Origin of the sequence: Actinokineospora inagensis DSM 44258 (assembly GCF_000482865.1) — a bacterium.
GTDB classification, from domain to species: Bacteria; Actinomycetota; Actinomycetes; order Mycobacteriales; family Pseudonocardiaceae; genus Actinokineospora; species Actinokineospora inagensis.
In genome coordinates, this window is record NZ_AXWW01000047.1 from 39,418 (window position 1) to 65,020 (window position 25,603).

Consider the following 25,603-nt stretch of genomic DNA (forward strand, 5'->3'; position numbering starts at 1 on the left):
CCTGGGGCTGATGGGGATGGACGACTCCGGCGCGGACGCGGCCCTCGGCCGGGTGCCGGTGCCGGGTGCGGACGACCTGGTCGCGGTGCCCGCCCCGGTCCCGACGCCGCTCCCGACCGGGCGCGCGGAGCGCGAGCGGCGGTTCTGGCGGTGGACGGTGGGCAGGCTGCTCACCGCCGGGTACCTGCTGGCCATCGGCGGGTTGCTGGTGGTCGGCCTCCACTCGTTCGTCCGGATCGACACCCTGCTCACCGACCGGGCGCCGGTGGAGCACGCCCACCAGGTGCTCACCGAGGTGGCGCTGCTCTGGCAGCAGACCCAGGACGCCGAGCGCGGTCAGCGCGGCTACCTCATCGCGGGCGACGAGCAGTACCTGGCGCCGTACTCGTCGGCGGTGCTGGCCATCGACGGCACCCAGGCCCGGTTGACGGAGCTGGTCGCGGACGACGCCTACCTGCGCCAGCTCAACGGCGCGGTGGAGCCGGTGTTGGCCGACAAGCTGGCGGAGCTGGCCGAGACCATCCGGTTGCGCGGCTCCCAGGGTACGGCCGCGGCGCTGGAATTGGTGGCGACCGGGCGCGGCGTGCGGGACATGGCCGCGATCGACGACATCCTCACCGACATGCGCGAGCACGAGGAGCAGGTGCTCGGCGTGCAGCAGCAGTTGGTGACCGACAGCGGGACCAGCACCCAGCAGTTGATCCTGTGGACCACCATCGGCGTCGGCCTGTTGTCCGCGCTGGCCGCGGTGTGGGTGGCCCGCAAGGTCATCAAGCCGATCCGGCGGGTGACCGAGGCGGCCACCCAGGTGTCGTTGGGGCACACCACGCACCGGGCGCGGGTGGGCGGGCCGGTGGAGCTGGAGCAGATGGCGGTCGCGGTCAACGCGTCCATGCAGGCGATGGTGGTCGCGCGCGACCAGGCGGTCGCGGCGGGGAAGGCGAAGGCGGCGTTCCTGGCCACCATGAGCCACGAGATCCGCACCCCGATGAACGCGGTGATCGGCATGACCGGGCTGCTGCTGGACACCGACCTGACCGACGAGCAGTTGGAGCTGGTGCGGATCGTGCGCGACAGCGGCGACGCGCTGCTCGCGGTGATCAACGAGATCCTGGACTACTCCAAGATCGAGGCGGGTGAGCTGGAGCTGGAGGACGCCTCGTTCCACATCGCCGACGTGGTCGACAGCGCGCTGGCGCTGGTCGCCGTGCCCGCGGGGGACAAGGAGCTGGAGCTGATCGGCTACGTCGACAACTCGTGCCCGCCGGTGCTGCGCGGCGACGCGACCCGGCTGCGCCAGGTCCTGCTCAACCTGCTGGGCAACGCGGTGAAGTTCACCCCGCGCGGCGAGGTCGCGATCAACGTGCGGGCCGAGCCGGTGCCGGGCGAGCCCGCGGAGCTGGTGCGGCTGTTCGCGGTGATCAGCGACACCGGCATCGGCATCCCGGCCGAGCACCTCGGCAGGCTGTTCCAGTCGTTCAGCCAGGTCGACGCGTCCACCACCCGCCGGTTCGGCGGCACCGGCCTGGGGTTGGCGATCAGCCACCGGCTGGCTCGGGCGATGGGTGGCGACATCACCGTGGTCAGCACGCCGGGCATCGGGTCGACGTTCACCGTGTCGGCGGTGCTGCGGGTGTCGCCGGAGGCCGACATCGACCACGAGCCGGGTCGGACGGTGCTGACCGACAAGGTCGGGTTGATCGTGGACGACAACGACACGAACCGGAGCGTGTTGCGCGCGCAGTTGGCCGAGATGGGCATGCGGACCGTCGATGTCGCGTCGGGCGGCGAGGCCCTTGAGCTGGTCCGGGCGGGTGAGGTGTTCGACGTGGCGCTGCTGGACCTGCAGATGCCGGAGATGAACGGCGTCAACCTGGGGGTGGAGCTGCGCCGGTTGCCCGGTGGCGCGGAGTTGCCGCTGATGCTGCTGAGCAGTGTCACCATCCCGCTCTCGGTGGAGCAGCGCCAACTGTTCGAGTCGGTGCTGACCAAACCGGTGCGGGTCAGCGTCCTGCGCACCACCCTCACCCGGGTCCTCAGCGGCGCCATGCAGAACGCCGAGCAGGGGCGGCTGCCCAGTCCCGACCCGGGCGGCTCGGCGCTGCGCATCCTGGTGGCCGAGGACAACCTGGTGAACCAGAAGGTCGCCCAGTTGATGCTGTCCAAGCTCGGCTACCGCGCGGACATGGTCTCCAACGGCCGCGAGGCGGTCCAGGCGGTCCGGCTGCGCCCGTACGACGTGGTGCTGATGGACGTCCGGATGCCGATCATGGACGGCCTGGAGGCCACCCAGATCATCCGCAGCGACCTGCCCGCCGACCGCCAGCCGCGCATCGTCGCGATGACCGCCAGCGTCCTGGTCGAGGACGCCAACGCCTGCCGCGCCGCGGGCATGGACGACTACCTGGCCAAACCGGTCCGCCCCACCGACCTGGCCACCGTCCTCGGTAAGCTGACCTCCGACGTCCCGCAGGCCCGCACGGATCCCGACCGCACGCCGTTCACCCCGGATCCCGGCCCGCGCGTCCCCGTCACAGGAGGAAGCATCGACGACCGCACGGCCGCGCTCCGCGCCCGGCTCGACGAGCTGACCGGCCCCAACCCGTCCGCCGACGAACGGGACTTCATGGTCCGGCTGCTGAACTCGTTCGCCGCCAAGACCCGTCCCGCGGTCGACACCCTCGTCGCCGCCATGCGCACCGGCCAGGTCGAGGACGTCGTCACCCAGTCGCACACCCTCAAGGGCGCCGCAGCCAACATCGGTGCTCCCGCTCTGGCCGACCTGTTCATGGCCATCGAGCACTCGGCCCGCGCGGGCACCATCCCCGACCCGGACACGATCCTGGCCCCGATCGACGCCGAGCTCGCCCTGGTCTTCCCCGCCATCGGCGGGTTGGTCAACGCCCTCGAATCCCGCGCCTGAGCGACGGCGCCGTCGGGGGATCGGGTCGTCAGGGGACCAGGTCGCGTAGCGGGCGGCAGAACGGGTGGTCGGGGGCCACGGTCGCCAGCGGCTGGCCCGCGTTGATCGAGACGGGGATGTCCGGGCTGGCCGGGAGCCAGGCGGCGATGGGGGCGCGGGCGGCGCGTTCGACGTCGGTCGCCGGGAGCCCGGTCTCCGGGTGGGCGCGGGTGACCACGACGGTGCGCAGGCGGTGGTCGTGGTTGAGCAGGTCGAGGGTGTCGTGCAGCCTGCCGAGGGCGCGCAGGGCGGGGCGCTCGGCGGTGGTGACCAGGATCTGCTGGTGGGAGTACTCGAGCGCGGTCACCACGTGCTTGTTGATCGTCGCGGGGGCGTCGATGACCACGTGCGCGTACATGGTGGACAGCGACGCGATGAGTTCGCTGACGATGCGCTCCGGGACGCGGCTGGGGTCGCCGAGGACGGTGGGCGCGAGGATGGCGTAGAGGCCGCGGCCGAGCCGGGTCGCGACGTGCGCCTCGGGGACGCCGTCGTCGTCGGCCTCGGCGTCGAACATGGTGGCGATGTCGCCCGCGGTGAAGTCGATGTCGACCAGGCACACCGGGCCGCCGCCCGTGCGGGCCAGGGTGACCGCGAGGTTAGCGGCGATCGTGGACGTACCCGCCCCCGCCCGACCCGCCACAACCGTCACTATGTGTGCGCCCACTGGGTGACCTCCGCTCGTGTTGTCACAGAGCGTTGCCTACCTGACCCGGTGCGCGGCAGCGGGCGAGCGGTCGACCCGCGTCGGCCCGGCGCCCGACATAACGTCCGGACCTGCATGTTCTGTTATGGCCCGACCGGTGGCCATCGGGATGCGACACATTTTTCAGGTTCCTGTAACCCTGGCCGGGGGTAAACCGACAGTCACAAGTGTTATCGCCCATATGGGTGACGGGAAGGTGGGCTGTGGTGATTCGCACCGTCGTGGTCGACAGCGACACGTTGACGCGGTACGGGTTGTCGATGCTCGCGGGCGCCCATCCGGACGTCGAGGTCGTCGGCGAGGCCGGGTCCGCCGCCGAAGCGCCCGCCGTGATCGCCGACCGCCGCCCCGACGTGGTCGTCATCGACGTGGAACTCGCCGACGGCAGCGGCCTGCCGCTGGTCCGCTCCCTGCGCGACCGCTACGCCGACCTCGGCATCGTGGTCATGACATCCCTGGACACCGACGACGTGCTGTTCCGCGCCCTCGACCACGGCGCCTCGGCGTTCCTGGTCAAAACGGCGCCGGTGGTCGAGATCCTCAGCGCCATCCGGCACGCGGCCGTCGCGGCGACATCGTTCACGGCGACGGGGCTGCTTGAAGCGTTGACGCGGCGGCGAGAGCAGGAGGCGCGGTTCGCGTTGTCGCCTCGGGAGCGGCAGGTGTTGACCTTGCTGCGGGACGGGCTGTCGATTCCGGACATCGCGAGCACGATCCACATCAGCAAGTCGACGGCGAAGACGTATGTGGCTCGGTTGTATGACAAATTGGGGGCGTCGAGCCGGGCACAGGCGTTGGTGACGGCGTTGCGGACTGGGTTGATTGATTATGAGGCGGCGCCGGGCGGGTGAGGGCTGGGCTTGTGATCTTGCTGCGGTTCTGCTGTGATCTTGCTGCGACTTTGCTGCGGTCTTGCTTTGTGATCTTGCGTGGTTGTGTCGGTGGGCTTGGGTAGGCTTTGTATTCAGGGGCTCGAGGTCGGGTTGATCATGGTGCTGGGGCGGCTGGGCGATCTTGTCGGTGGGGTCGGTTAGGCTGTGTATTTAGGGGCTTTGCGCTCGGTTGATCTTGGTGTGAGGGGGCTCTGGGCCTCGGCTGCGCCTCGGGGTTCGGCCTGGTCGCCTTCGGCGACGCCGGCCTCGGGCGCCAGATAAATACGGGGTGCCCGCTGGGGTGAAGTTGTTTTGTTTGGGGCCCCTAGCGGTGGCCTGGGTAAGGCTAAAAGGCGGGGCCACTGGAAAGACGTGGCCTTACCCGCCTGCCGGCTTAGGCCACCGCTTCCCCCAAACAAAACAACTTCACCCCAGCGGGCGGTTGGTGTCGGCGGGTTTCGAGGCGCGCGGTGCGGGTTGGTGGGCTTCGTCGATGGGCGGGGGGTTTGTTCTGAGGCGCGTGGGGTGGGTTGGCGGCCTTCGTCGATGTGGGGTGGGGTTTCGAGGCGCGTGGTGCTGGTTGGTTGTGCGCTTCGCCTAAGGGGTCGGCGGGTTTCGAGGGGCGCGGGGCGGGTTGGCGGCCCTCGTCGATGAGGGGCGGGTTTCGAGGCGCGTGGGGTGGGGATGGTGCTTCGTCGATGAGGGGCGGGCTTTGTTGAGGCGCTTGGGGTGGGGGTGGCGCTTCGTCGATGCGAGATCGGGGGTTTTTGGGGCGTGCGGGGGGTGGGAGTGGCGTTTCGCTGATGTGGGCTGGGCTTTTTGAGACGTGTGGGGGAGGGGTGGGGCTTCGTTGATGTAGGCCGGTTGTTTTGAGGTGTGTGGTGCGAGGTGGGCTGGGGGTGGTGTGGGTGCGGGTTCGTTTGCTTGGTGGTGTGGCTGGTCGCGTTTCGGTGTGGTGGGTTGAGCTCGGTGTGCCTGAATGTCGTCCTTGTGGTGCTTGTTTGGTAGTGGCGGGGTTTGCGTTTTTGTTGCTGTGGATGTGGTGGGTGGTTGGGTGTTGAGGCGGCTTGCGGGTGTGGTTGTCGCGGGTGGGGGAATTGCTGTTGTTGACTTGGGGGCGCGGTGGGCGTCGTGTGTGTGTGTGGGGGAGGAGCGGGGGCGAGGGGTTAGGGGGAGATGTCGAGGGCGGCGGCTAGGGCGGCGGATTGGTAGGGGGGGAGGGGCTCGTTGGGGAGGATGACTTCGAGGAGGGCGCCGTCGAGGGAGTGGTCTAGGGCGGCTTGGGTGCGGGGGATGTCTTGGCCGGGGGCGAGTTCGACGAGGTAGAGGGGCTTGTTGTCGGTGGTGCGGTGGGTGCGCAGGATGCGGCGGATGGGGTAGGTGGCGGCGGCGGAGCGGAGTTTGAAGTCCACTGTGGACGGGGTGGGGTCGGGGTGGAAGGCGATGGTTGGCGGGGTGTAGGGGGGGAGGTCGGCGATGATGGGGCTGTCCAGGCGGAAGTCGACCTCGGCGAGCAGGGTGCGGTCGGTGGGGGAGAGGCCGATGGCGTTGTCGGCGAGGGCGAACAGGAGGGTGCGTTCGAGGTCTTCGAGTTCGCGGGCGGCCAGGAGGGTGCGGAGGGTGGCGAGGTCGTCGTCGGGGAGGCGGCCTGCGAGGTGGCGGAGGATGGTGGTCCAAGTGGACAGCACGGGTCAGCAACCTGGGGTGGGAGTGGGGGAGCCCGGGGTGAGGGCGCCGGTGTTGTCCGTCTTATACACGATGGGGGTGCCCGCCTGGTCGACGGCGGGGCGGCCGTCGGGGGTGGCGGCGGGGTATTCCCAGGTGTCGTTGGTGTTGTTGTAGCGGGGCGGGAAAGTGCGGGCGTTGTTGAGTTGTGGGGTGGCGGGTGGGTCGGGGTTTTGGAAGATCGCCTTGTCGTCGAAGGTGGCCGAGTGGTTGACGAAGACGTCGTCGCGGGTGAGGGCGTGGTTGGGGCCGCCTGCTCGGAGTGACGGGTAGCCGTTGCGGAAGGTGCCGCCGTCGTAGATGTAGAGGTCTAGTTCGGCGGTGATGCCCTTGACGGTGGCTTGGCCGAGGAAACGCCACGACCAGACGCGGGCGTTCATGTGGTTGACGTCGGCGCGGGGGGCGGCGGTGGGGTTGGCCTGGCCGTCGACGGTGTTGGCCCGGTCGACGACCTGGGCGATGGCGGCTTTGATGTCGTCGACCGTCCACGCCTTGGGGAACTCGGTCTTGCCGGGGCCGCCCGCGCCGCCGAGGTGGCCGCCGGGGTACTGCTTGCCGGGGTTGGCCGGGTCGTACGGGTCGCCGTGCAGCATGTGGTCGAGATTGGCCTGGGTGTAGACGAGGTCGCTCGACGTGGGTTTGCGGGTCGGGGTGGTCGCGGCGCGTTGGTAGACCATGGCGCGCAGGTCGTCGGCGGTGAACTCGTAGCGGCCGCCGGGGACGCTTTCCCGGGTCAGCTTGTTGGCGACCATCAGTTCGGTGACCACCGGTTGCCCGGACGGGTCGCGCAGCAGGTCGGTGAGGCGTTGGCTGCCGCCGGTCGTCAGCTTCGACAGCAGGTCGACCAGCGTCTTGCGGTGCACCTGCCCGTACTCGGGGTACGAGTCGCCGAAGTCGAGGACGAGGACCTTGGCGTACCCGGTGGTGTCGACCGTGGTGAACGCCTTGATCCCCGCGTCGGCGGCGTCGTAGACGCGTTGGGCGCGGTTGTCCGGGTTGGTGACGGAGGCGATCGAGTAGACCCGTTTGTTCTGGCTGTCCAGGATCAGGTCGTGGTCGACGCGCAGCGTGTTCGGTTGTCTGCCCGCGTCTTGGGCGAGTTGCGCGAGCAGCGACAGCGCCTGCCGGGCGCCCAGTTGCTTGACCCGGTTGCCGCGCACGGCGGTCTGCGCGAGGGCGACCACCGGACTGGGCTGGTCGGCCGCGACGGCGATCGCCGGGTTCTTGGCCAGTACGGCGAGCAGGCTGAGCACGCGGCCGTCGCCGGAGTCGCGGACGAGGGCGATGACCTGGTCGAGCAGGTCGCCGTTGGCTTGGAACCCGGCGACCGCCGGGCCGGGGGTGGACAGCTTGTCGATGACCGAGTTGACGTCCGGCCCGGCCAGCCCGGGTTGGCCGGGGACCGGCCGGTTCGGGTCGACACCCCGGTCGTGCAGCCGCCGCCCGGTGTCCAGGTCGGGTCCGGCGACCGAGGTGACCTGGGCGAACGCGGTGACCGTGTACGAGCGGGTGCAGGTCTCGGTGCAACTGGACGCCGGGTTGACCACGCTGACCGACTGCTGCACGGTCTGGCCGGGGCCGACGCTGATCGGCAGGTCGCCGCCGCCGCCACTGGTGGACGTCACCGAGAGGGTGCCCTGGGCGGGTTCGTCACCCGAGTTGGTGACCTCGATCGGGGTGGGGCAGGCCGGGGTCATGCAGGTGCCGGTGGGCACCAGGGTGACCTCGATCGCCGGGCCGTGGTTGGCCTCGGGCACCGGGGGAGCGGCGGGCGCGGTCGCGGCCTGCTGTTTGGCGTCGGTGAGCGCCTTGTCGGTGCGCTGCTTGCACGGGTCGTCCACGGCGCTCGCGCTGACCAACCCGGTCGGGAAGCTCTGCGCCGTTCCGCCGGGTTGCTCGCGCAGTTTCTCGCCCGCCGCCGCGAGCGGGCCGCCGATGCCGAGGAGCCTGGTCCCGCCTTCGGTGGACAGGTAGATCGTCCACGGCGAGTCCTTGGGCGACAGCGCCACCGCCGGTGTTCCGTCGACGTAGACCGTGGGCTTGGCCGCCCAGTCGTCGCCCGCGAACTTCTCGCCCAACTGCTTGCCGGACAGCGCGGTCAGCATCCCGATGGGGAAGCCCATGTTCTCGGTGGCCTGCACCCATTTGCCCGCGATCTGGTACGCGTAGACCGGGACGGTGTTGAGCCACCAGGCGTTGTTGCCGTTGACCACGACCTTGCCGCCGACCGCGGCGAAGGTGGCGACCCCGCCCGCTCCGTCGGACACCGTCGCCGTGGTGTCGCCGCTCGCCAGGGTGACGATGTCGACGTCGAGCGGTACCCCGCTCTCGGTTTCCAGCGTCCCGCGCAGCCGCACGTCGTGGAGCTGGGCCAGTTGTGCGAGCGCGGTGGTGCCCAGGTCGGCTGCCGCCGTCGCGCGCGGGCTGCCGGACACCCGGACCGGTCCGGTGAACGCCGCGACCAGCACGGCCGCCACCACCGCGATGACCACGCACGCCAACGGCCCCCGACGGCGCACCAGTCGATCCATGCCCAGACCCCCGATCCGGTCCTACGGGCTCAACCGCCCGTGTCCGGCATTCTGCCCGGTGGGTACGACAAGATCGCAGGGGCCGCGTGATCTGTCCGGGTGACACTGTTCGGGCGGTGCCGGACGCCTCGACCGTCGAGTGGGCGGAGACGGTGCACAGTGGACGAACGGCAGCGCCCGCCGGGGCACAGGTCCGGCGGGCGCCGACGCTCTCCCCATGATCGAGGAGTTGGAACTCTCAGAGCTGGAACTTGGCCACCGTGGAGTGCATCTCGTTGCTCATCTTGGCCAACTCGGTCGCCGCCCGCTGCCACTGGTGCACGCCCGCGGTGGTGGTGCTGGTGGCGGTGGCGACGCCGGTGATGTTGTCGGAGATCGCGCGGCTGCTGGACGCGGCCTCGGCCAGGTTGCGGTTCATCTCGTTGGTCGTCGCGGTCTGCTCCTCGACCGCGGCGGCGATGACGATCTGGAAGTCGCTGATCCGGCCGACGGTGTTCACGATCTGGCCGATCGCCGAGATGGCGTTGGCGGTGTCGGACTGGATGGCCTCGACCCGGCTGATGATGTCCTCGGTCGCCTTGGCGGTCTCCTGAGCCAGGTCCTTGACCTCGCCTGCGACGACCGCGAAGCCCTTGCCCGCGTCACCGGCCCGAGCGGCCTCGATGGTGGCGTTGAGGGCCAGCAGGTTGGTCTGCTCGGCGATGCTGGTGATGACCTTGACGACGTTGCCGATCTCGGAGGACGACACGCCCAGCTTCGCCACCGTCTGGTTGGTCTGCTCGGCGACGGTGACCGCCTTGCCCGCCACGTCCGCGGCCTCGCTGGCGTTGTTCGCGATCTGGCGGATGGACTCGCCCATCTCGGTGCCACCGGTGGCGACGATGTCCACGTTCTGCAGCACCGCGCCCGCGGCCACGGTGACCGCGCCCACCTGGTCGGACGCCTCGCCCGCCGACGCGGCGATCTCGGTGGAGACCCGGGACAGCTCCTCGGAGGCGGCCGCCAGCGACTCGGCGTGCCCGGACAGGCCGGTCACGGTGGCCCGCAGCGACTCGACCGTGGTGTCCACCGCCTTGCCGACCTGGCCGATCTCGTCCTGGGTGGTCAGGCCGACGGTGGCGGTGAGGTCGCCGTGCTCCAGCTTGCCCAGCGCCCGCACGACCTTGGCCAGCGGCCGCACCACGGAGCGGGTCGTCCACACCGCGAGCACGACGGCCAGCAGCAGCGCGACGGTCAGGGTGATCGCCAGCGCCCAGTTGCTGCTGCCGCGGGTGCTCGCCGCCTCGGCCTTGAGCGCGTCCATCCGGCCGTTGATGGACTTGGTCAACTGGGTGGTGATGTCGAGGACCTTGGAGTACGCCGCCGACGCCTCGCCGCCGTTGATGCTGTCCATCGCCTGCGCGCGGCCGACCTGGGTGTCGGCGGCCAGCAACTGCATGACCTTGGTGTCCCAGGAGAAGAAGTCGTCCCACGCGGGCTTCAACTCGGCGAACAGCGCCTTCTCGGCGTCGCTCATGTACTGCAGGTGCGCGGCGTCGATGTGCGCGTAGAGGCCGTCTTTGGACTTCAACTCGGCGCCCCGGTTGTAGGCGTCGGCGCCCAGTGCCTTGGCCGCGCCGTAGGCGCCCGCGTCCGCCACGACCAGCGCCTGCCAGCCGGTGACGTCGGCGACGTCGTACTTGGCCTGGTCGACGTCGTCCTGGACCAGCCGGAGCTGGTCGAGCCGGGTGCTCGTGTCGTCTTGCCGGGCCAGGCTCCACCAGCCCACGCAGGCGGCGAACACGATGAACAACACCAGGACCGCGTAAGACCCGCCCAACCTGGTGCCGACTTTCGCCCTGCTCAACAACATCGTGCCGCCGCCCTTCACGGTCCCTCGCTGCCGCGCGTCCGGTGCGGACGCGGGCGGGGGAGTGCTGTGCTCCTGATCGACCGTCACTGAGCAGAGTTGAGGAACTCATATGGGGGCTTGTGAGCAGCCTCACTTGGGCTCATAGGCAACCGTCCTGCACCCGAAGTAGCAATCACCCCACAACTGGGTCACCTATTCGTGGCCGGGTCATCAGCCGACCTAGTGGGTCTGACGGACAGGAGGGTGATGACGATGCAGGTCAAGAAGAACAGGTCCGGGGTCAAGGCCGCGGCGGTAGTGGCAACCGGACTGGTCGCCAGCGCCCTCGTGATCTGGTTCAGCAGCTACGCGGCGTTCACCGCGACCACCACCAACAGCGGCAACTCGTTCAGTTCCGGCTCGGTGGCCATCTCCGACGACGACTCGAACGGCGTGCTGTTCAGCGTGTCCGGCCTCAAGCCGGGCGACACCGGCTCGAAGTGCATCGAGGTGACCTACAACGGTAGCGTCGCTTCGTCGGTGAAGCTGTACACCACCGCGGCCTCTTACACGGGCACGCTTGGTACCTACTTGGACTTCACGGTCAAGCAGGGCACTGGTGGCACCTACGCCGACTGCACCGGTTTCGTCGCCGACTCGGGCGGCACCATCCACAATGGCACGCTCGCGGCGTTCGCGTCCTCTTACACCAACTTCGCCAACGGCATCGGCACGTGGACGCCGTCCACCGCGGGCACGAAGAAGACGTTCCAGTTCACCTACACCTTGCAGGACAACAACAGTGCTCAGAACAAGAGCGCGGGCATCGGCTTCACCTGGGAAGCGCAGAGCTCCTGAGCCCCTGTGCTCGGTGACTCGCGGAGGTAGCGCCAGTAGCACGTCCCGCCGACGCGCGGATTCGACGCCACTACCACGCGAACCGCTGAGCGGCCCCTACGTCAGTGGTGCACTAGGCAAAACGGGTGCCCGGCCGGGTCGGCGTAGACGCGCCAGCGGTTGGCGGTGGTGTCGAGCGGGGTCGCGCCGCAGGTCAGGGCCTCGGTGTGGGCTCGGTCCAGGTCTGTGACCTCCGAGTCCAGGTGGAACTGCTGCGGTCGGGACGGGTCTGGCCACTGGGGCGGGTGGTAGGGGCTGACTCGTTGGAAGGCGAGGACGAAACCCGTGGGGGTGTGCAGGGTTGACCAGTTCTCGTCGAGGGACCAGCGGGGGTCGGCGAGGTCGACGGTGCCGCCGAGGAGGGAGTGGTAGAACGCGGCGAGTGCGGCGGGGTTGGGGCAGTCCAAGACCACGCACTGGAGTGTGGCGAACATGTGGACAATCCTAAGTGGACTGGAGAAGGGCGGCGAGAGCGCGCAGGAATGCCTGCTCGTCCACGACGGGGATGTTGAGGGCGTGGGCGGTGGTGGCCTTGACGGACATGGTGTCCGGGTCGGCCGCGGCGACCACGCGGGTTTGCCTGCTCACGGCGGTCATGACACGCAGGCCCGCGGCGGTGGCGCGGGCGGTGACCTCGTCGCGGTCGGTGGTCATGGTGCCGGTCAGGACGATCTTGTCGCCGGGCCGCAGGACCAGGCCGCCGATGGTCGGGACGCGCGGCAGGTCGGCCCGGGGCATGGCCTGGGTGACGTCCCCGACCCCGAGGCCGAGCAGGCGGGCGACGAGGTCGACGTCGGCGCGTTCGGCGGGACCCATGCCCGCGTCGGCGGCGGCCGAGACCAGGGCGCGCAGGTAGGTGTGGTGGATGGCGACGACCTGGGCCAGGCCGAGGCGGCGGGCGACGGCGAGCAGCGCGTCCGCGTCGGTGGCCGAGATGCGGCGGTCGAGGAGCGCGTCGTCGAGGACGGCGAAGTAGGCGTCGACGGCGGGTTCGTCGTCGTGCGGCAGGTCGGTGACCAGCCGGGCCAGGAAGTGCGGTTCGGCGAGGTCGACCGGGTGGCGCCGGGCGGGGGAGACGAGGTCGCGGGGTAAGTCGGGCCAGGCCCAGGTGGCGGCGTCGAGGTGCGCCGGGGTGGGACGCACGACGTCGGGGGCGGTGGCCAGCAGGTGGCCGAGCAGCGCGCCCGCGGCCATCGCGTCATCGCGGGCGGTGTGCCAGCGCATGGCGGGCAGACCGGCGGTGGCGCAGCACGCTATGAGTGACCGCCGCGAGTGCGGCATGGCGGTGCTCGCCGCGCGCATGGTGCACAGCCCGGCGTCGTCCCGCAACGGCGTGTCGACGCCGAGACGGGCGAACTCGGCGCGCAGGTGCATCGCGTCGAACGGCCAGTTGTGCGCGACCACCACCCGGCCCCGCAGCCGGTGCGCCACGTCCCCCGCGACCTCCGCGAACCTCGGCGCCCGCCGCGCTTCCGCCGCGGTGATCCGGTGGATGGCCTGCGGACCGAGGTCGCGTTCCGGGTTCACCAGGGTGGACCACTCGTCGGTCACGGTCCCGTCCGGGTCGAGGTGGATGATCGCGATCTCGGCCACCCGGTGCCGGTGCTCGACGTCGATCCCCGTCGTCTCCGTGTCGACCACCGCGTACCCGACCGAGTTGCTCACCGACGCCATCCTCCCTGCCAACAGACCGCTCCATTCGATCACAAACCGACACTTGGCCCGCGGCGTAACCTCGGTGGGTATCGAGTGGTGTGCCGTACGGCCGCCGCCTGGCCGTACGGGTTGGCGCACCTGGTGAAAGGGGCAGGTCCGATGAGTCGCAGAGCGAGCGCGGTCAAGGTGGGGTTGGGCGTCGCGGCGGTGGTGGCGATGAGCCTGGCGGGGCAGCCCGCGCAGGCCGAGAACGGGGTCATCCACGTGGAGACCGACGGGGTCGTCCACGCCCAGGCCACCGCCATCGAATACGGCACGGATGCCACCGCCATCGAGTACGGGCTGGTGGCGCCGGGTAACCGGTAGCCGGTAGTCCCTCGATGCGGGGGAGCGGGCGCCTGGGCCTGTTCGGCCCAGGCGGTCGTCGGGCACCCTGGATGCTCCACTGTGGACACTGACCGGCTGGATACCCCGGACGGGTGTCCGGGATGTGGGACGGTCGGTGCCGCGGCCTAGGCTCGGACGGGTGACCGCCGCCCTGCCGATGATCGATCTGTCCCGGTTCCGCGACCCGGCCGTCGACCGGGACGCGTTCCTCGCCGACCTGCGCCGCGCCGCGCACGAGGTCGGCTTCTTCTACGTCGTCGGCCACGGCGTCCCACCGGAGCTGACCGGCGGCATCCTCGACGTGGCCAAGGAGTTCTTCGCGCTGCCGGTGGAGCGGCGGCTGGCGATCGAGAACGTCAACTCCCCGCAGTTCCGCGGCTACACGCGCACCGGCAACGAGTACACCGCGGGCGCCCGCGACTGGCGCGAGCAGATCGACGTCGGCCCCGAGCGCGCCGCCCTGGACGTGGGACCGGACGAGCCCGCGTGGCGGCGGCTGATCGGCCCGAACCAGTGGCCCGCGGAACTGCCCCGGCTGCGCGAGATCACGCTGGCCTGGCAGGCGGAGGCGCTGCGGGTCAGCCGGGAGGTGCTGCGCGCGCTGTCGCTGGCCCTCGGCCAGGACGAGGGCTACTTCGACACATGGTTCGACGACGAGGCCGCCACACACGCCAAGATCGTCCGCTACCCCGGCCGGGCCGACGACGGCAGCGACCAGGGCGTCGGCGCGCACAAGGACTACGGCTTCCTGGCCGTCCTGCAGCAAGACGAGGTCGGCGGCCTGCAGGTCGAGCTCCCCGGCGGCGGCTGGGTCGACGCGACCCCGGTGCCGGGCAGCTTCGTGGTGAACATCGGCGAGATGCTGGAGATCGCCACCCGGGGCTACCTGGTCGCCACCAAGCACCGGGTGGTCAGCCCGCCGCACGGGGTGGACCGGTACTCGGTGCCGTTCTTCCTCGGTCCGCGGCTGGACGCGGTGGTCGAGCCGCTGGAATTGCCCGCCGAGTTGGCCGCGTCCGCGCGCGGCGTCAGCCAGGACGCCGACAACCCACTGCTGGCCGCGTACGGCGAGAACGCCCTGCTCGGCTGGCTCCGCTCGCACCCGCGGGTGGCGCAGCGGTGGTGGTCGGCGTGACCTGGGCGTTCGAGACGCGGCAGGTGCACGCGGGTGCCCGACCGGACGAGGCGACCGGGGCGCGGGCCACCCCGATCTACCAGACCACGTCGTTCGTGTTCGACAACAGCGACCACGCCGCCGACGTCTTCGCCCTGCGCGACCAGGAAACCCACGCGTACACCCGGGTCGCCAACCCGACCACCACAGTCGCCGAACTCCGGGTCGCCGACCTGGAGGGCGGTGTCGCGGCGGTCGCGGTCGCCAGCGGTCAGGCCGCGTCGGCGCTCGCGGTGTTGAACCTCGCTCGCGCGGGCGACCACGTCGTCTCGTCGGCGGCGCTCTACGGCGGCACTTACAACCTGTTCGCCCACACCCTCGCCGACCTGGGCATCACCGTCGACTTCGTCGCCGACCCGGACGACCTGGCCGCCTGGCGGGCGCTGGCGCGGCCGAACACCAGGGCGTTCTACGCGGAGACGATCGGCAACCCGCGCGGCAACGTGCTCGACGTCGCCGGGGTCGCGGACGTCGCCCACCAGGTCGGGGTGCCGCTGATCGTCGACAACACGGTGCCCACCCCGTACCTGTCGCGGCCGCTGGAGCACGGCGCGGACATCGTGGTCCACTCGACGACCAAGTTCCTGTCCGGCCACGGCACCGGCATCGGCGGCATGGTGGTCGACGGCGGCCGGTTCGACTTCTCGACCTGGCCGCGGTTCGCCGAACCCGACCCGAGCTACCGCGGTCTCGCGTTCGCCCCGGAGTTCGCCGAACTGGCCTACGCGGTCCGGCTGCGCACCAAACTGGTCCGCGACCTCGGCCCCGCGGTCGCCCCGGTGACCAGCTTCCTGCTGATCAACGGCATCGAGACGCTGTCGCTCCGGATGGACCGCCACGTCGCCAACGCGACCGCCGTCGCCGAGTGGCTGGCCGGGCACCCACGCGTCGCCGAGGTCCACTACGCCGGGCTCCGCGCCAACCCCTGGCACGACGCCGCCAAGCGCTACCACCCCCTCGGCGTCGGCGCGGTCCTGGCCTTCGAACTCGCAGGCGGTCTCCCCGCCGGACGAAGCCTGGTCGACCGCCTCACCCTCTTCAGCCACCTCGCCAACATCGGCGACGTCCGCAGCCTGGTGATCCACCCCGCGTCCACCACGCACGCCCAGTTGACCCCGGCCGAGCAGGCGGCCAGCGGCGTCACACCCGGCCTGGTGCGGTTGTCGGTCGGGCTGGAGGGCGTGCGGGACCTGATCACCGATCTCGACCAGGCACTGGGGTAGCGGGCCACGGACAAGATCAAAGCCGGCTCGGCAGCCCCCGAATCCAGCCTGGTGGGCAGCGCCGACGGACTCGGGCCGTCGCCAGGGGCCTGTGTGTGGCGGGGCGGGATGTGGACAACGCGGAACGCGGTCGGGTGCGGGGACCTGATCGTCGATCTTGAGGGCTACCGGGTCAGCCGGGGGTGAACCAGCCGTGGCGGCGGGTGCGACGCAGGTCGGTGACGTGGTCGTGGAAGCGGAGCACGGCCTCGCTCAGCTCGATGCCGAAGACCGTCTTGATGGCCTTGATGGCCGGGATGTTGCGCCGGTCCAGGATCTCGTCGTCGATGGCGGGCCAGAGGCGTTCCGGGGCGTCCGGGGGCAGGTCGAGGGTGGCCAGGCAGGCGGTGAGGCGTTCGACCTCGGCGAGCACCCGTTCCCCGGGGAGCAGGTCCACCCACCGCGACCGCGCCGGGTGCGGGCGGACGGGGAGCCGGAGCGTCGTGCACAGGCGGTGGCGCAGCCGGACGAGTTCGGGGTGGTGGTCGACCGGGAGGCGCCGCACCTGGTCGGCCAGGTCGTCGGGGGTGCGGCCGCGGAGGAGCCTGCGGTGGGCGCGGTCGGGGCGGTCGGGTGTGGGGCGGGCGGGGTAGCGGTAGCCGTAGCCGCACTCGTAGAGCACGGACACCAGGGTCGAGTCCTGGTCCAGCAGCACGTCCTCCCCGTTGACCAGCGCCCCGGCCACGGTCGCGAACCGGTCGGTGACCACGGTCGTGCGCAGCGTCGCGACCGCCACCGTGTCCGGCGGGGCCACCGTGCAGGAACCGAACTCGGCTTCCAGCCTGGCCACCAGGCGGGCGAACTTCTCCAACGCCCGCTCGGGGGTCCACTCCCGTGGCTGCTCCAGCCGGAACGGGTCGTCCAGGTCCGTCAACAGCGAGTGGAACTCCTCGACCGTGTGCGTCGTGTACTCCACCGGCTCAGCACCCAGGGGTCGAGCCACTGGCCCGCGGCCGACCGACCACCCGTCCGCGCATGCACCCCTCCAGTCGGCCGCCTGTTGCGCCAATCGTCCCGTCCTCCAACACCTTTCCTACGCGATCTCGTTGCCAGGTGGCCGAAACCTGCCGCCGATCAGCCGAACGGCGCAACGCCGACCCCGGTGGGTCAATCCCCGTAGGCTGGCGGCGGTGACCTGCGGAAAGGGCCGACGATGACCAGCGAGTTCCTGCACGGGCTGTTCTCCCTCACCGGGCGGCGCGCGGTGGTGACCGGCGGCAGTTCCGGCATCGGGCGGGAGATGGCCGCCGCGCTCGCGCACGCCGGTGCCGGGGTCACCGTGGTGGCGCGGCGGGAGGGGCCGCTGCGCGAGGCCGCCACCGCGCTCCGGGGCGACTGGATCCGCGCGGACCTGGCCGATCGCGTCCAGGTGCACGCGCTGGCCGACGAGGTCGTCGACCGGCACGGGGTCCCCGACATCCTGGTCAACGCGGCCGCGGTGAACCCGCGCCCGCCGATGGGGGAGCTGACCGAGGACGACTGGGACCGCACCATGCGGGCCAACCTCGACGCGCCGTTCCTGCTCGGGCAGCGGTTCGCGCCCGGCATGGCGGACCGGGGCTGGGGCCGGATCATCAACGTGGCCTCCCAGCAGGCGGTCCGCGCGTTCGGCAACAGCGGCGCCTACGGGGCGTCCAAGGCCGGGATCACCGGGCTGACCAGGTCCCAGGCCGAGGCGTGGTCCGCGCGCGGCGTCCGGGTCAACGCGGTGGCGCCCGGGTTCGTGCAGACCCCGCTGACCGAGGCCGTGTTCGACAACCCGGCGAAGATCGCGGCGCTGGCCGGGCGGACCATGGTCGGCCGCAACGGGCTGGCGACCGACTTCCACGGGATCACCGTGTTCCTGGCGTCCGCCGCGGCCGAGTACGTCACCGGTCAGACTATCTTCGTAGACGGTGGTTTCTCCGTCAGTTGAGGTCAGCGCGTCGCTTCCGTCACCGAGTGTAGAAGTTCCACTCGAACGGCGAGCTTGAACGCCGAGACTCTCGATGATCACCGCTTTCGGTTTTTCCCAGTTGGCGGCCGCCGCCCGTGCTGTCGCACCCGGGCTGCCTGCGTGCCTGGAGCGAGCCGGCCGGAATTCGTCACCCGGCTACCAACATTGTTGTCACCCGGCCGGTTGATAACGCCCGCCCATCCACGTTTCGTGATTGGGCGCTCACCGCGGGCCGCTCCAAGACTGGATCACCGGGTGGCCGATCGCCGCTGCTCCCGGCGCCACCCCACCAGACCCCGGCCCGGTTTTCGCCGAGCCGAGCCCGCGCGCCGGGCCGGCTCCCGACCCCCTTGAAGGAGTGCCTGTGTGGCAGAGAAAACGCCGCGTCGTGGCGTTCGCCGGCATCGCGGCGCTGCTGGTCAGTGTGATCAGCGGCCAGGCCGCGGCGGTGGGCGACCCGACCGCGGGCGGCAGCCGCCCCGGTGACTGGCCGAGTTGGCAGGGCGACACCGGCGGGTCCCGGTTCGCCGCCGCCGAGCACAAGATCACCTCGCACACCGCGGGCAAGCTGACCCTGAAGTGGGCCTACGCCTACCCGCAGAACGGGTTCCCGGCCAAGAGCCAGCCCGCCGTCGTCGGCGACACCATCTACTTCGGTGACCCGGCGGGCAAGTTCCACGCCCTCAACGCCGTCACCGGCAAGGAGAAGTGGACGTTCGACCTCAGCACCGTCAACAAGTACGCCGTCGTCATCGACGGTCCCGCCGTCGCGCGGGGCAAGGTGTACTTCGGTGACACCGGTGGCTACGTCTACGCGTTGGACCAGCGCACCGGGAAACTGGCCTGGGCCAAGGACACCGACGACCACCCGGCGGGCATGCACACGAGTTCCCCGGTGTACTACGACGGCCACATCTACATCGGCTCGTCCAGCGGCGAGAACATCACCAACGACGTCAACTACCCGTGCTGCACGTTCCGCGGCCACGTCGACTCGTTGGACGCCGACACGGGCAAGCTGAGCTGGCGATTCTACACGACGCCGGAGCCGAAGGCCAACGGCACCTGGCCGAGTGGGGCGGTCAAGTACGAGCCGTCCGGGGCGGGCGTGTGGAGCAGCCCGATCGTCGACGAGCGAACCGGCACCCTGTACGTCGGTTCCGGCCAGCTCTACACCGGTACCGTCGGCGACTTCGACTCGCTGCTCGCGCTCAACGCCCGCACCGGCGAGGTCAAGTGGAAGCAGCAGGTGACCAAGGCCGACACGTGGCGGCTGCTGTGCGGCAAGCCGGACAACGAGGGCTTCTGCCCCGGCCAGAAGGACGGCACCGCGCTGGACTTCGACATCGGCGCCACCCCGACCCTGATCAACGTCCAGGGCCACACGTACGTCGGTGTCGGCCAGAAGTCCGGTGTGTTCCACCTGTTCGACGCGAAGACCGGTGCCGTCAAGTGGCGTCGGCAGTTGTCGACGCCGATGCCCGGCGGTGGCCTCTCCGGCATCCAGTGGGGCACCAGCTTCGACGGCCGCAACATCTACGTCGCCACCAACTACGGCAACCCGGGCGCCCTGTTCGCGTTGAACCCGAGCACCGGCGACATCGTGTGGCAGACCGCGAACCCGGCCGACGGCTGCACCACCGGTGGCGCGGCCAAGGCCCCGGCGGGCGTGTGCAAGCTCGCGCACACCCCGGCCGTCACGTCCAGCCCCGGTCTGGTCTACGAGGGCAGCACCGACGGCAAGATGCGGGTCTACGACTCGAAGGACGGCAAGGTCCTGTGGACCTTCGACACCGTGCAGGACTTCGACGGCGTCAACGGCCTGAAGGGCCACGGCAGCGCGATCTCCGGCAACGGCGGCGCCGTCGTCGCCAACGGGATCCTCTACGTCCAGGCGGGTTACTGGCCCAACTACCCGACCGACAAGGGCAATGTGCTTCTCGCCTTCGGTCTCTGACCCCGAACAGCTCGGCGCACCGGTACCCGCTCGGGTACCGGTGCGCCGAGCGCGTCTAGGAGCGACATGACCTCAGCGAACCCCCGCCGGGTGGGGGCCGCGGCACTGGTGTCCATCCTCGCCGTGCTGCCGATCACCACCGCCCAGGCGGACCCCGCTTCCGCGCCGACCACCAGCACCGAGACCGTCAACGTCACCGTCGCCGAGGGCACGAACATCGCGCCGTCCGCGTCGCCGAAGGACGGCACGATCGTGATGGACCTGCAGGGGCAGTTGTTCACCGTGCCCCGCGACGGCGGCACCGCGACCGCCATCGGCGACAACCGGCTCGAACCGTACTGGCCGTCCTGGTCGCCGGACGGCAGGCAGATCGCCTTCCAGTCCTTCGCCGACGGCATGTTCCACGTCCGGCTGATCAGCCCGGACGGCAAGTCCACCTGCGCGTTGACCAGCGGCGAGTACGACGACACGTACCCGTCCTGGTCGCCCGACGGCAAGCAGATCGCGTTCTCCTCGACCCGTTCCGGCACCGAGGACATCTGGACGGTCGACGTGCGCGGCGGCTCGCTGCACCGGATCACCACCGCCAAGACCGACGAGTCGCAGCCCGCGTGGTCACCGGACGGCAAGCAGATCGCGTACACCCAGGGCAACACGATCGAGTCGGTGGACATCGCGTCCGGCAAGGTGACCACGCTGGTCCAGGGCTCGCAGCAGGCGTTCATCAGCACGCCGTCGTGGTCGACCGACGGGAAGTCGTTGTCGTACCTGCAATCCGGCCAAAGGGGCAGCACCCTGTGGGCGTGGACCGCGGGCGCGTCGCACCAGGTCGGCACCTACGACGACGTGTTCCCGTTCCCGGCCCGCTGGACCTCGCCGACCGATATCCTCTACGGCGCCAACGGCAAGATCGTCGTGTCCAACGCGACCAGCGGCCAGTCCCGCGACGTCCCGTTCAAGGCGACCTTCGCGCTGCACCGGGACAAGTACCCGCCGAAGGTCCGCGACTTCGACTCGACGAAACCCCAGCAGGCCAAGGGGATCGTCGGGCCGCAGCTCTCGCCGGACGGCAAGTCGGTCGCGTTCAAGGCGCTCAACGACCTGTGGGTGTCGCCGCTGGGCGGTACCCCGAAGAAGGTCACCGACGACTCGTACTACGAGATCGACCCCGCGTGGTCGCGGGACGGCGCGAAACTCGCGTACTCGTCGGACAAGGCGGGCACCGAGGACATCTACGTGCTGGACCTGGCCACCCGGAAGGAGCAGCGGGTGACCTCGCTGGACGGGGCCGAGGTGGGCGCCGCGTTCTCGCCGGACGGCAAGGTGATCGCCTTCCAGGACGAGAAGTACCAGACGCTGACCGTGGACATCGCGTCCGGCAAGGTCACCAAGGTGCTCGGCGGCGGCGCGTTCAGCGTGCCCGGCAAGGTGAGCTGGTCGGCCGACGGGAAGACGTTGGCGCTGGCGGTGTCCGGCAACGACCGCAACCTGATCGAGCTGGTCGACGTGGCCACCGGCAAGGCGCGCACCGTCGACCCCGCCCCGTGGGACTCGGTGTCCACCCGCGGCGACGACGGCCCGATCTTCTCCCCGGACGGGCACTGGCTGGCCTTCTCGATGGACAGCGTGATCAACGTGCTGCCGGTCGGCCCGGACGGCACCCCGACCGGTCGCGCCAGGCGCCTCACCAGCGAGGCCAGCGACGCGCCGAGCTGGTCCGGCGACTCGAAGACGATCCTGTACCTGCACAACGGGAACCTGCGCACGGTGCCGGTGACCGGCGGCAAACCCACCGACGTCACGCCCAAGCTCACCTACACCCAGCAGGTCCCCACCACCAAGGTGCTCATCCACGCGGGCAGGCTGTGGGACGGCCGCAACGCCGAACCCAAGTCCAATGTGGACATCCTGGTGGTCGGCGACCGGATCCAGTCGATCGAGCCGCACCAGGACGGCAGGGACACCACCGGCTGGCAGGTCATCGACGCGAGCGGCCAGACGGTCACCCCCGGCCTGTGGGACATCCACAACCACCAGCAGATGAAGTCGAAGATCTTCGGCGACCGGCAGGGCAGGCTGCTGCTGAGCTACGGCATCACCTCCACCCGCTCGACCGGCGACGAGGTGTACCGGGGCGTCGAGGACCGCGAGTCGCTGGCCTCCGGCGCCCGCGTCGGCCCCCGGTTCTTCATGACCGGCGAGATGCTGGAGGGCACCCGGTTCAGTTGGGAGTTCGCCCGCCCGGTCCGCGACCAGAAGCAGCTCGACCTGGAGCTCACCCGGGTCCACGACCTGGACTACGACCTGGTCAAGACCTACGTCCGGTTCGACGCCGACTTCCAGGCGCAGGTGACCGCGTTCGCCCACAAGCAGGGCGTCAACACCACGTCGCACTACCTGTACCCGGGCATCGGCAACGGCGTCGACATGAAGGAACACCTGTACGGTCCCACCAAGTGGGGCTTCGGGTTCTCCCGCGAGTCCTCGGTGCACGGGCCCTACAACGACGTCATCCAGCTCAACGCGCAGGGCCACTTCCCGTTCAGCACCACCCTGTTCAGCGCCGCCTCGGTCCTGGCCGACGACCCGGCGATGGAGAACGACCCCAGGGTGGCCGCCCTGTTCACCACGCAGGACAAGGCCACCCTGCACGCCAAGGTCCTCTGCGCCCTCGGCACCGGCCCCTGCGGTTTCCTCGACGGCAACGCCGCGGGCGCCAAACGGGACGTCGAGGTCATCAAGAACCTCCTGGCCGCGGGCGGCTCGGTCCTCGCGGGCACCGACGCCCCGCTGGACGTCACCGCCCTCGCCCTGCAGTGGAACCTCCGCGCCATGGCCAAGTACGGCGTGACCCCGTTCCAGGTCCTGCAGAGCGCCACCCTCCTGCCCGCCCGCCAACTCGGCGTGGAGAAGGACCTGGGCAGCGTGGAGACCGGCAAACTCGCCGACCTCCTCATCGTCAACGGAGACCCCTCCAAGGACATCAACACCCTCAGCAACGTGCGCTGGGTGCTCAAGAACGGCACCCCGCACACCGTCGAGGACCTGACGGCCCCGTTCCGCAAGTAAGGCGTTGACGCGATGAGTGGGACACCGGCTGGTGTCCCACTCATCGTCATGCCTGGGCGTCTCCCGGCGGGCGTGGTCGGCGCTCCAGGACGATGCCCTGGGTGAGGTCGTCCGGCCAGGGTTTGTCGCCCTGGTGTTGGTCGTCGCGCAGCAGGGAGGTGGAGTCGCGGTGGTCGAGCTGGGTGCGTTTGCTGCCGTAGAAGATGGCGGTGAACTCGTTGACGTAGGTCGCGGTGACCGGGGCGCCGGTGCCGCCCTTGCGGCGTTGGCGGCGCAGTTCGTACACCCCGGCGACGACCAGGCCGATGCTGGACGCGGGGACGCTCAGCGTCAGGACGGTCTCCAGGGTGTCCACGGTCGGTCAACGTCCGGGCGTGCCCGTGGGTTCCGGACAGAACGTGGACATCCGGTCGGTGATCTTCCGGGGGGCGGCGGGGCGTTGCTAGGCTTTTCCGCACCTTGAGCCTAACTCCGGGGCGTTGCCATGACGCTTTATGCCGAGCTGTCCGGGGCGATCGAGCGCGGTGCGGCCGAGCGGGTGGTCGGCTGGGCGTGCGCGGCGCTGGACGGGGTCGTCGCGGGTGACCTGCCGGTGTCCGCGGTGCGGCACCCGCTCGGGTTCGTCTGCCTGCCGGTGGTCCGCGACGGCGCCGAGGGTGTGTGCGTGCACCTGTGGCAGCCCGCGCGGGGGCTGGCGCCGCCGACGACGTCGCCGACGCACTGCCACAGTTGGGAACTGCTGAGCTGGGTCCTGGTCGGCTGGCTGCGCAACCAGACCCTGGCCGTCGACGACGGTCCCCGGCCGACGCACCGGGTGTTCCGGGTGAACAGCGACGCCGAGGGCGACACGATCGAGGCCACCGATCGATTGGTCCGCACGCGGGCGGTGGCGACCACCACGCACCGCGCGGGTGACCGGTACGCGCTGCCCGCCGGGGTCTTCCACGAGACGATCGTCCCCGACACCGAGGACATGGTCGCCACAGTCGCTCTCGGCGTCATGGTGCCCGACGCCACCGACCTCTCCCTCGGTGGCCTACACACCAAGAGCCACCGAGTACGCCGTCAGGTTTGCGCGCGCGACGAGACTGTCAAAGCGGCCAAGACCGTGCTGACCGCACTCACCCATCCCGTCAGCGGTACTTAGTGGCTCGACCCAGGGGGTTGGCCGGGTCTCGACCTGCCCACGACGTCCCTGGCCGCGTTGCCGAAACGCCCAAGTACGTCCAGTACGAGGCCGTTGCGGCGCCTTGCCAGGAACGCCGTGGACAGGCCGATACCCAACCAACCCCCTGGGTCGAGCCACTAGCTCGTCACCAACAACGCGGCAACGGTCGCGGTCAGTGCTGTCACCGCGAGGCCCGCGCTCGTCCACACGAAACGCTTCATCGGTACGCGTACTCCACTTGCTGTGCACCGCTCGTACCACAGCAGTGTCGCCAGTGACGCCCACGGCGTGATGATCGGACCGACGTTGGTGCCGACGAGCAGCGCCAGCAACTGGTTGTGGTTGCCCACTGGCACAACGGATTCCCCCGCCACATACGCGGGCAGGTTGTTCACCAGGTTCGACAGCGCCGCCCCGGTGCCCGCCGCGCGCGCCGCACCCGCCGCGCCGTCCGACGACCCGATCAGCGCGTGCACCAAGTCGGCAAGGCCGTGCCGGTTGATCGTCTCGACCACCAGGAACAGGCCGATCACGAACACCAGCAGCCGCCACGGCAGCAGTGCCCAGCGCAGCGTGGACCGGCGGCGCGCGGCGAACGCGATCACCAGCAGGCCCGCCGCCGCCGAGGACGCGATCCCGATCGGCACCCCGACCAGGATTCCCGCCACGAACAGCAGCACCGCGACCCCGGCGATCCGGAACAGCACCCGGTCGGCAGGCTCATGCCGGACCGGCACCGAGTACTCGGAGCCGCCGCGGCGCCAGTAGAAGACCCACAGGAACACCCCGGTCACCACGATCGAGACCAATTGCGGCAACCACATCCGGCCCGCGAACGCGGCGGGCGCCAGCGCGACCCGGTTCGCCGCGAGCAGGTTGGTCAGGTTGGACACCGGCAGCAGCAGGCTCGCCGTGTTCGCCAACCACACCGTTGTCATCGCGAGCGGTAAGGGTTCCACGGCGAGTTTGGTGGCCAGTGCCAACAGCACCGGTGTCAGCAGCACCGCGGTGGTGTCCAGGTTCAGGCCCATCGTCGTGCCCGCGGCAAGAGCGACGCACAGCAGGAACAGCACCGCGTAGTGCCCACGGGCCAGAATGGACAACCGCGTGGCGACCACGTCGAACACCTCGGCCGCCGCGGTCAACTCGGCCAGGATGATGACGGTGCCGAGGAACAGCAGCAGCGGGACGAGCCGCTTGACGGTCGCGCTCGCGTCCGACACCGGGAGAGCGCCCGCGAGCACGCAGACGACGCCGACGAGCAGCAGCCCCAGCGCTATCCAGTCCAACAGGTGGAGTCTGCGCGAGCCGTTGGACATGCGCGTCATGCTGCCACACGGGTCCGACATCACCGGGATGGCCCATCGGTCACCGTGATCTCCCACGACGACCTCCCACAGGGCTGTCCCACGAATGCAGTAATCCGGGCCACCAAGGCGGGAACTGGCGATTGTGACCACCCCCGAACCG

19 protein-coding genes are annotated in these 25,603 nt (G+C 70.3%); 10 read left to right on the plus strand and 9 right to left on the minus strand.

Annotated elements, in window-relative coordinates:
- Positions 1-10 precede the first annotated feature (10 nt).
- The gene (locus tag H504_RS38825; protein ID WP_051386007.1) at positions 11-2,923 is read left to right on the plus strand and encodes a hybrid sensor histidine kinase/response regulator; all 2,913 of its coding nucleotides are present in this window, start codon (positions 11-13) and stop codon (positions 2,921-2,923) included.
- Positions 2,924-2,951: 28 nt separating this feature from the next.
- Here the strand turns inward: H504_RS38825 and H504_RS0118060 are convergent, their stop codons facing one another.
- Positions 2,952-3,629 (minus strand): CpaE/TadZ family protein, encoded by a 678-nt coding sequence (locus H504_RS0118060; RefSeq protein ID WP_084467851.1) that lies wholly within the window; start codon positions 3,627-3,629, stop codon positions 2,952-2,954.
- Between the two features lie 245 nt (positions 3,630-3,874).
- Here H504_RS0118060 and H504_RS0118065 point away from each other — a divergent pair, with 245 nt between their 5' ends.
- Positions 3,875-4,519, plus strand: a complete 645-nt coding sequence (locus tag H504_RS0118065; protein WP_035304805.1) for a response regulator transcription factor — start codon at positions 3,875-3,877, stop codon at positions 4,517-4,519.
- A 1,187-nt stretch (positions 4,520-5,706) separates the two neighbouring features.
- Here the strand turns inward: H504_RS0118065 and H504_RS0118070 are convergent.
- The 3 genes from H504_RS0118070 to H504_RS0118080 form a co-directional block, all read right to left on the minus strand.
- A complete protein-coding gene (locus H504_RS0118070; RefSeq protein ID WP_026423913.1) occupies positions 5,707-6,228 on the minus strand; it encodes a hypothetical protein in 522 nt (173 codons plus the stop codon).
- A gap of 3 nt (positions 6,229-6,231) precedes the next feature.
- The gene (locus H504_RS0118075; RefSeq protein WP_026423914.1) at positions 6,232-8,796 is read right to left on the minus strand and encodes an EndoU domain-containing protein; all 2,565 of its coding nucleotides are present in this window, start codon (positions 8,794-8,796) and stop codon (positions 6,232-6,234) included.
- Positions 8,797-9,034: 238 nt separating this feature from the next.
- Complete coding sequence (locus H504_RS0118080; RefSeq protein WP_245614327.1) at positions 9,035-10,735, minus strand: methyl-accepting chemotaxis protein; 1,701 nt, start codon at positions 10,733-10,735, stop codon at positions 9,035-9,037.
- Between the two features lie 159 nt (positions 10,736-10,894).
- On the opposite strand from H504_RS0118080, the gene H504_RS35775 reads away from it, so the two are divergent.
- Positions 10,895-11,485 carry a TasA family protein gene (locus H504_RS35775; protein ID WP_051386008.1) on the plus strand — a complete coding sequence of 197 codons (591 nt, stop codon included), beginning with the start codon at positions 10,895-10,897 and terminating at the stop codon, positions 11,483-11,485.
- A gap of 101 nt (positions 11,486-11,586) precedes the next feature.
- Here the strand turns inward: H504_RS35775 and H504_RS0118090 are convergent, their stop codons facing one another.
- Together H504_RS0118090 and H504_RS0118095 are read right to left on the minus strand one after the other, a co-directional pair.
- Positions 11,587-11,958, minus strand: a complete 372-nt coding sequence (locus H504_RS0118090) for a VOC family protein (RefSeq protein WP_026423916.1) — start codon at positions 11,956-11,958, stop codon at positions 11,587-11,589.
- Between the two features lie 10 nt (positions 11,959-11,968).
- On the minus strand, positions 11,969-13,189 hold the full coding sequence (locus tag H504_RS0118095; RefSeq protein ID WP_026423917.1) for an exonuclease domain-containing protein: 1,221 nt from the start codon (positions 13,187-13,189) through the stop codon (positions 11,969-11,971).
- Positions 13,190-13,339: 150 nt separating this feature from the next.
- On the opposite strand from H504_RS0118095, the gene H504_RS0118100 reads away from it, so the two are divergent.
- From H504_RS0118100 to H504_RS0118110, 3 genes are all read left to right on the plus strand, one after another.
- The gene (locus tag H504_RS0118100) at positions 13,340-13,546 is read left to right on the plus strand and encodes a hypothetical protein (RefSeq protein ID WP_026423918.1); all 207 of its coding nucleotides are present in this window, start codon (positions 13,340-13,342) and stop codon (positions 13,544-13,546) included.
- Positions 13,547-13,706: 160 nt separating this feature from the next.
- A complete protein-coding gene (locus tag H504_RS43195; RefSeq protein WP_084467852.1) occupies positions 13,707-14,702 on the plus strand; it encodes a 2-oxoglutarate and iron-dependent oxygenase domain-containing protein in 996 nt (331 codons plus the stop codon).
- Positions 14,699-15,964, plus strand: a complete 1,266-nt coding sequence (locus H504_RS0118110) for an O-acetylhomoserine aminocarboxypropyltransferase/cysteine synthase family protein (protein ID WP_245614328.1) — start codon at positions 14,699-14,701, stop codon at positions 15,962-15,964. Before H504_RS43195 ends, H504_RS0118110 begins: the two co-directional genes overlap by 4 nt.
- A 172-nt stretch (positions 15,965-16,136) precedes the next feature.
- Here H504_RS0118110 and H504_RS0118115 read toward each other — a convergent pair whose 3' ends face one another.
- Complete coding sequence (locus tag H504_RS0118115) at positions 16,137-16,919, minus strand: hypothetical protein (RefSeq protein ID WP_026423921.1); 783 nt, start codon at positions 16,917-16,919, stop codon at positions 16,137-16,139.
- Between the two features lie 237 nt (positions 16,920-17,156).
- Between H504_RS0118115 and H504_RS0118120 the strand changes: the two genes are divergently transcribed.
- The 3 genes from H504_RS0118120 (at position 17,157) to H504_RS0118130 (ending at position 22,965) form a co-directional block, all read left to right on the plus strand.
- The gene (locus H504_RS0118120; RefSeq protein ID WP_026423922.1) at positions 17,157-17,918 is read left to right on the plus strand and encodes an SDR family NAD(P)-dependent oxidoreductase; all 762 of its coding nucleotides are present in this window, start codon (positions 17,157-17,159) and stop codon (positions 17,916-17,918) included.
- A gap of 385 nt (positions 17,919-18,303) precedes the next feature.
- Positions 18,304-19,896: an outer membrane protein assembly factor BamB family protein gene (locus H504_RS0118125; RefSeq protein WP_157440497.1), complete on the plus strand. Its 1,593-nt coding sequence runs from the start codon at positions 18,304-18,306 to the stop codon at positions 19,894-19,896.
- Between the two features lie 66 nt (positions 19,897-19,962).
- Positions 19,963-22,965, plus strand: coding sequence for a DPP IV N-terminal domain-containing protein (locus tag H504_RS0118130; protein WP_026423924.1), 3,003 nt, complete (start codon positions 19,963-19,965; stop codon positions 22,963-22,965).
- Positions 22,966-23,011: 46 nt separating this feature from the next.
- On the opposite strand, the gene H504_RS0118135 is transcribed toward H504_RS0118130, so the two are convergent.
- Positions 23,012-23,320 (minus strand): DUF6191 domain-containing protein, encoded by a 309-nt coding sequence (locus tag H504_RS0118135; protein WP_026423925.1) that lies wholly within the window; start codon positions 23,318-23,320, stop codon positions 23,012-23,014.
- A 129-nt stretch (positions 23,321-23,449) separates the two neighbouring features.
- Between H504_RS0118135 and H504_RS35780 the strand changes: the two genes are divergently transcribed.
- Entirely contained in the window at positions 23,450-24,112 is a 663-nt protein-coding gene (locus H504_RS35780) for a hypothetical protein (RefSeq protein ID WP_035304793.1), read from the plus strand.
- A 158-nt stretch (positions 24,113-24,270) separates the two neighbouring features.
- Here H504_RS35780 and H504_RS0118145 read toward each other — a convergent pair whose 3' ends face one another.
- Entirely contained in the window at positions 24,271-25,452 is a 1,182-nt protein-coding gene (locus H504_RS0118145; protein WP_211239353.1) for an ArsB/NhaD family transporter, read from the minus strand.
- Positions 25,453-25,603 lie beyond the last annotated feature (151 nt).

Excerpts from the sequence above, each read along its gene's own strand:
- H504_RS38825 (WP_051386007.1), top strand. The coding sequence starts at position 11 with ATGGGGATGGACGACTCCGGCGCGGACGCGGCCCTCGGCCGGGTGCCG.
- H504_RS0118075 (WP_026423914.1), bottom strand. The coding sequence starts at position 8,796 with ATGGATCGACTGGTGCGCCGTCGGGGGCCGTTGGCGTGCGTGGTCATC.
- H504_RS35775 (WP_051386008.1), top strand. The coding sequence starts at position 10,895 with ATGACGATGCAGGTCAAGAAGAACAGGTCCGGGGTCAAGGCCGCGGCG.
- H504_RS0118090 (WP_026423916.1), bottom strand. The coding sequence starts at position 11,958 with ATGTTCGCCACACTCCAGTGCGTGGTCTTGGACTGCCCCAACCCCGCC.
- H504_RS0118100 (WP_026423918.1), top strand. The coding sequence starts at position 13,340 with ATGAGTCGCAGAGCGAGCGCGGTCAAGGTGGGGTTGGGCGTCGCGGCG.
- H504_RS0118120 (WP_026423922.1), top strand. The coding sequence starts at position 17,157 with ATGACCAGCGAGTTCCTGCACGGGCTGTTCTCCCTCACCGGGCGGCGC.
- H504_RS0118130 (WP_026423924.1), top strand. The coding sequence starts at position 19,963 with ATGACCTCAGCGAACCCCCGCCGGGTGGGGGCCGCGGCACTGGTGTCC.
- H504_RS35780 (WP_035304793.1), top strand. The coding sequence starts at position 23,450 with ATGACGCTTTATGCCGAGCTGTCCGGGGCGATCGAGCGCGGTGCGGCC.
- H504_RS0118145 (WP_211239353.1), bottom strand. The coding sequence starts at position 25,452 with ATGTCCAACGGCTCGCGCAGACTCCACCTGTTGGACTGGATAGCGCTG.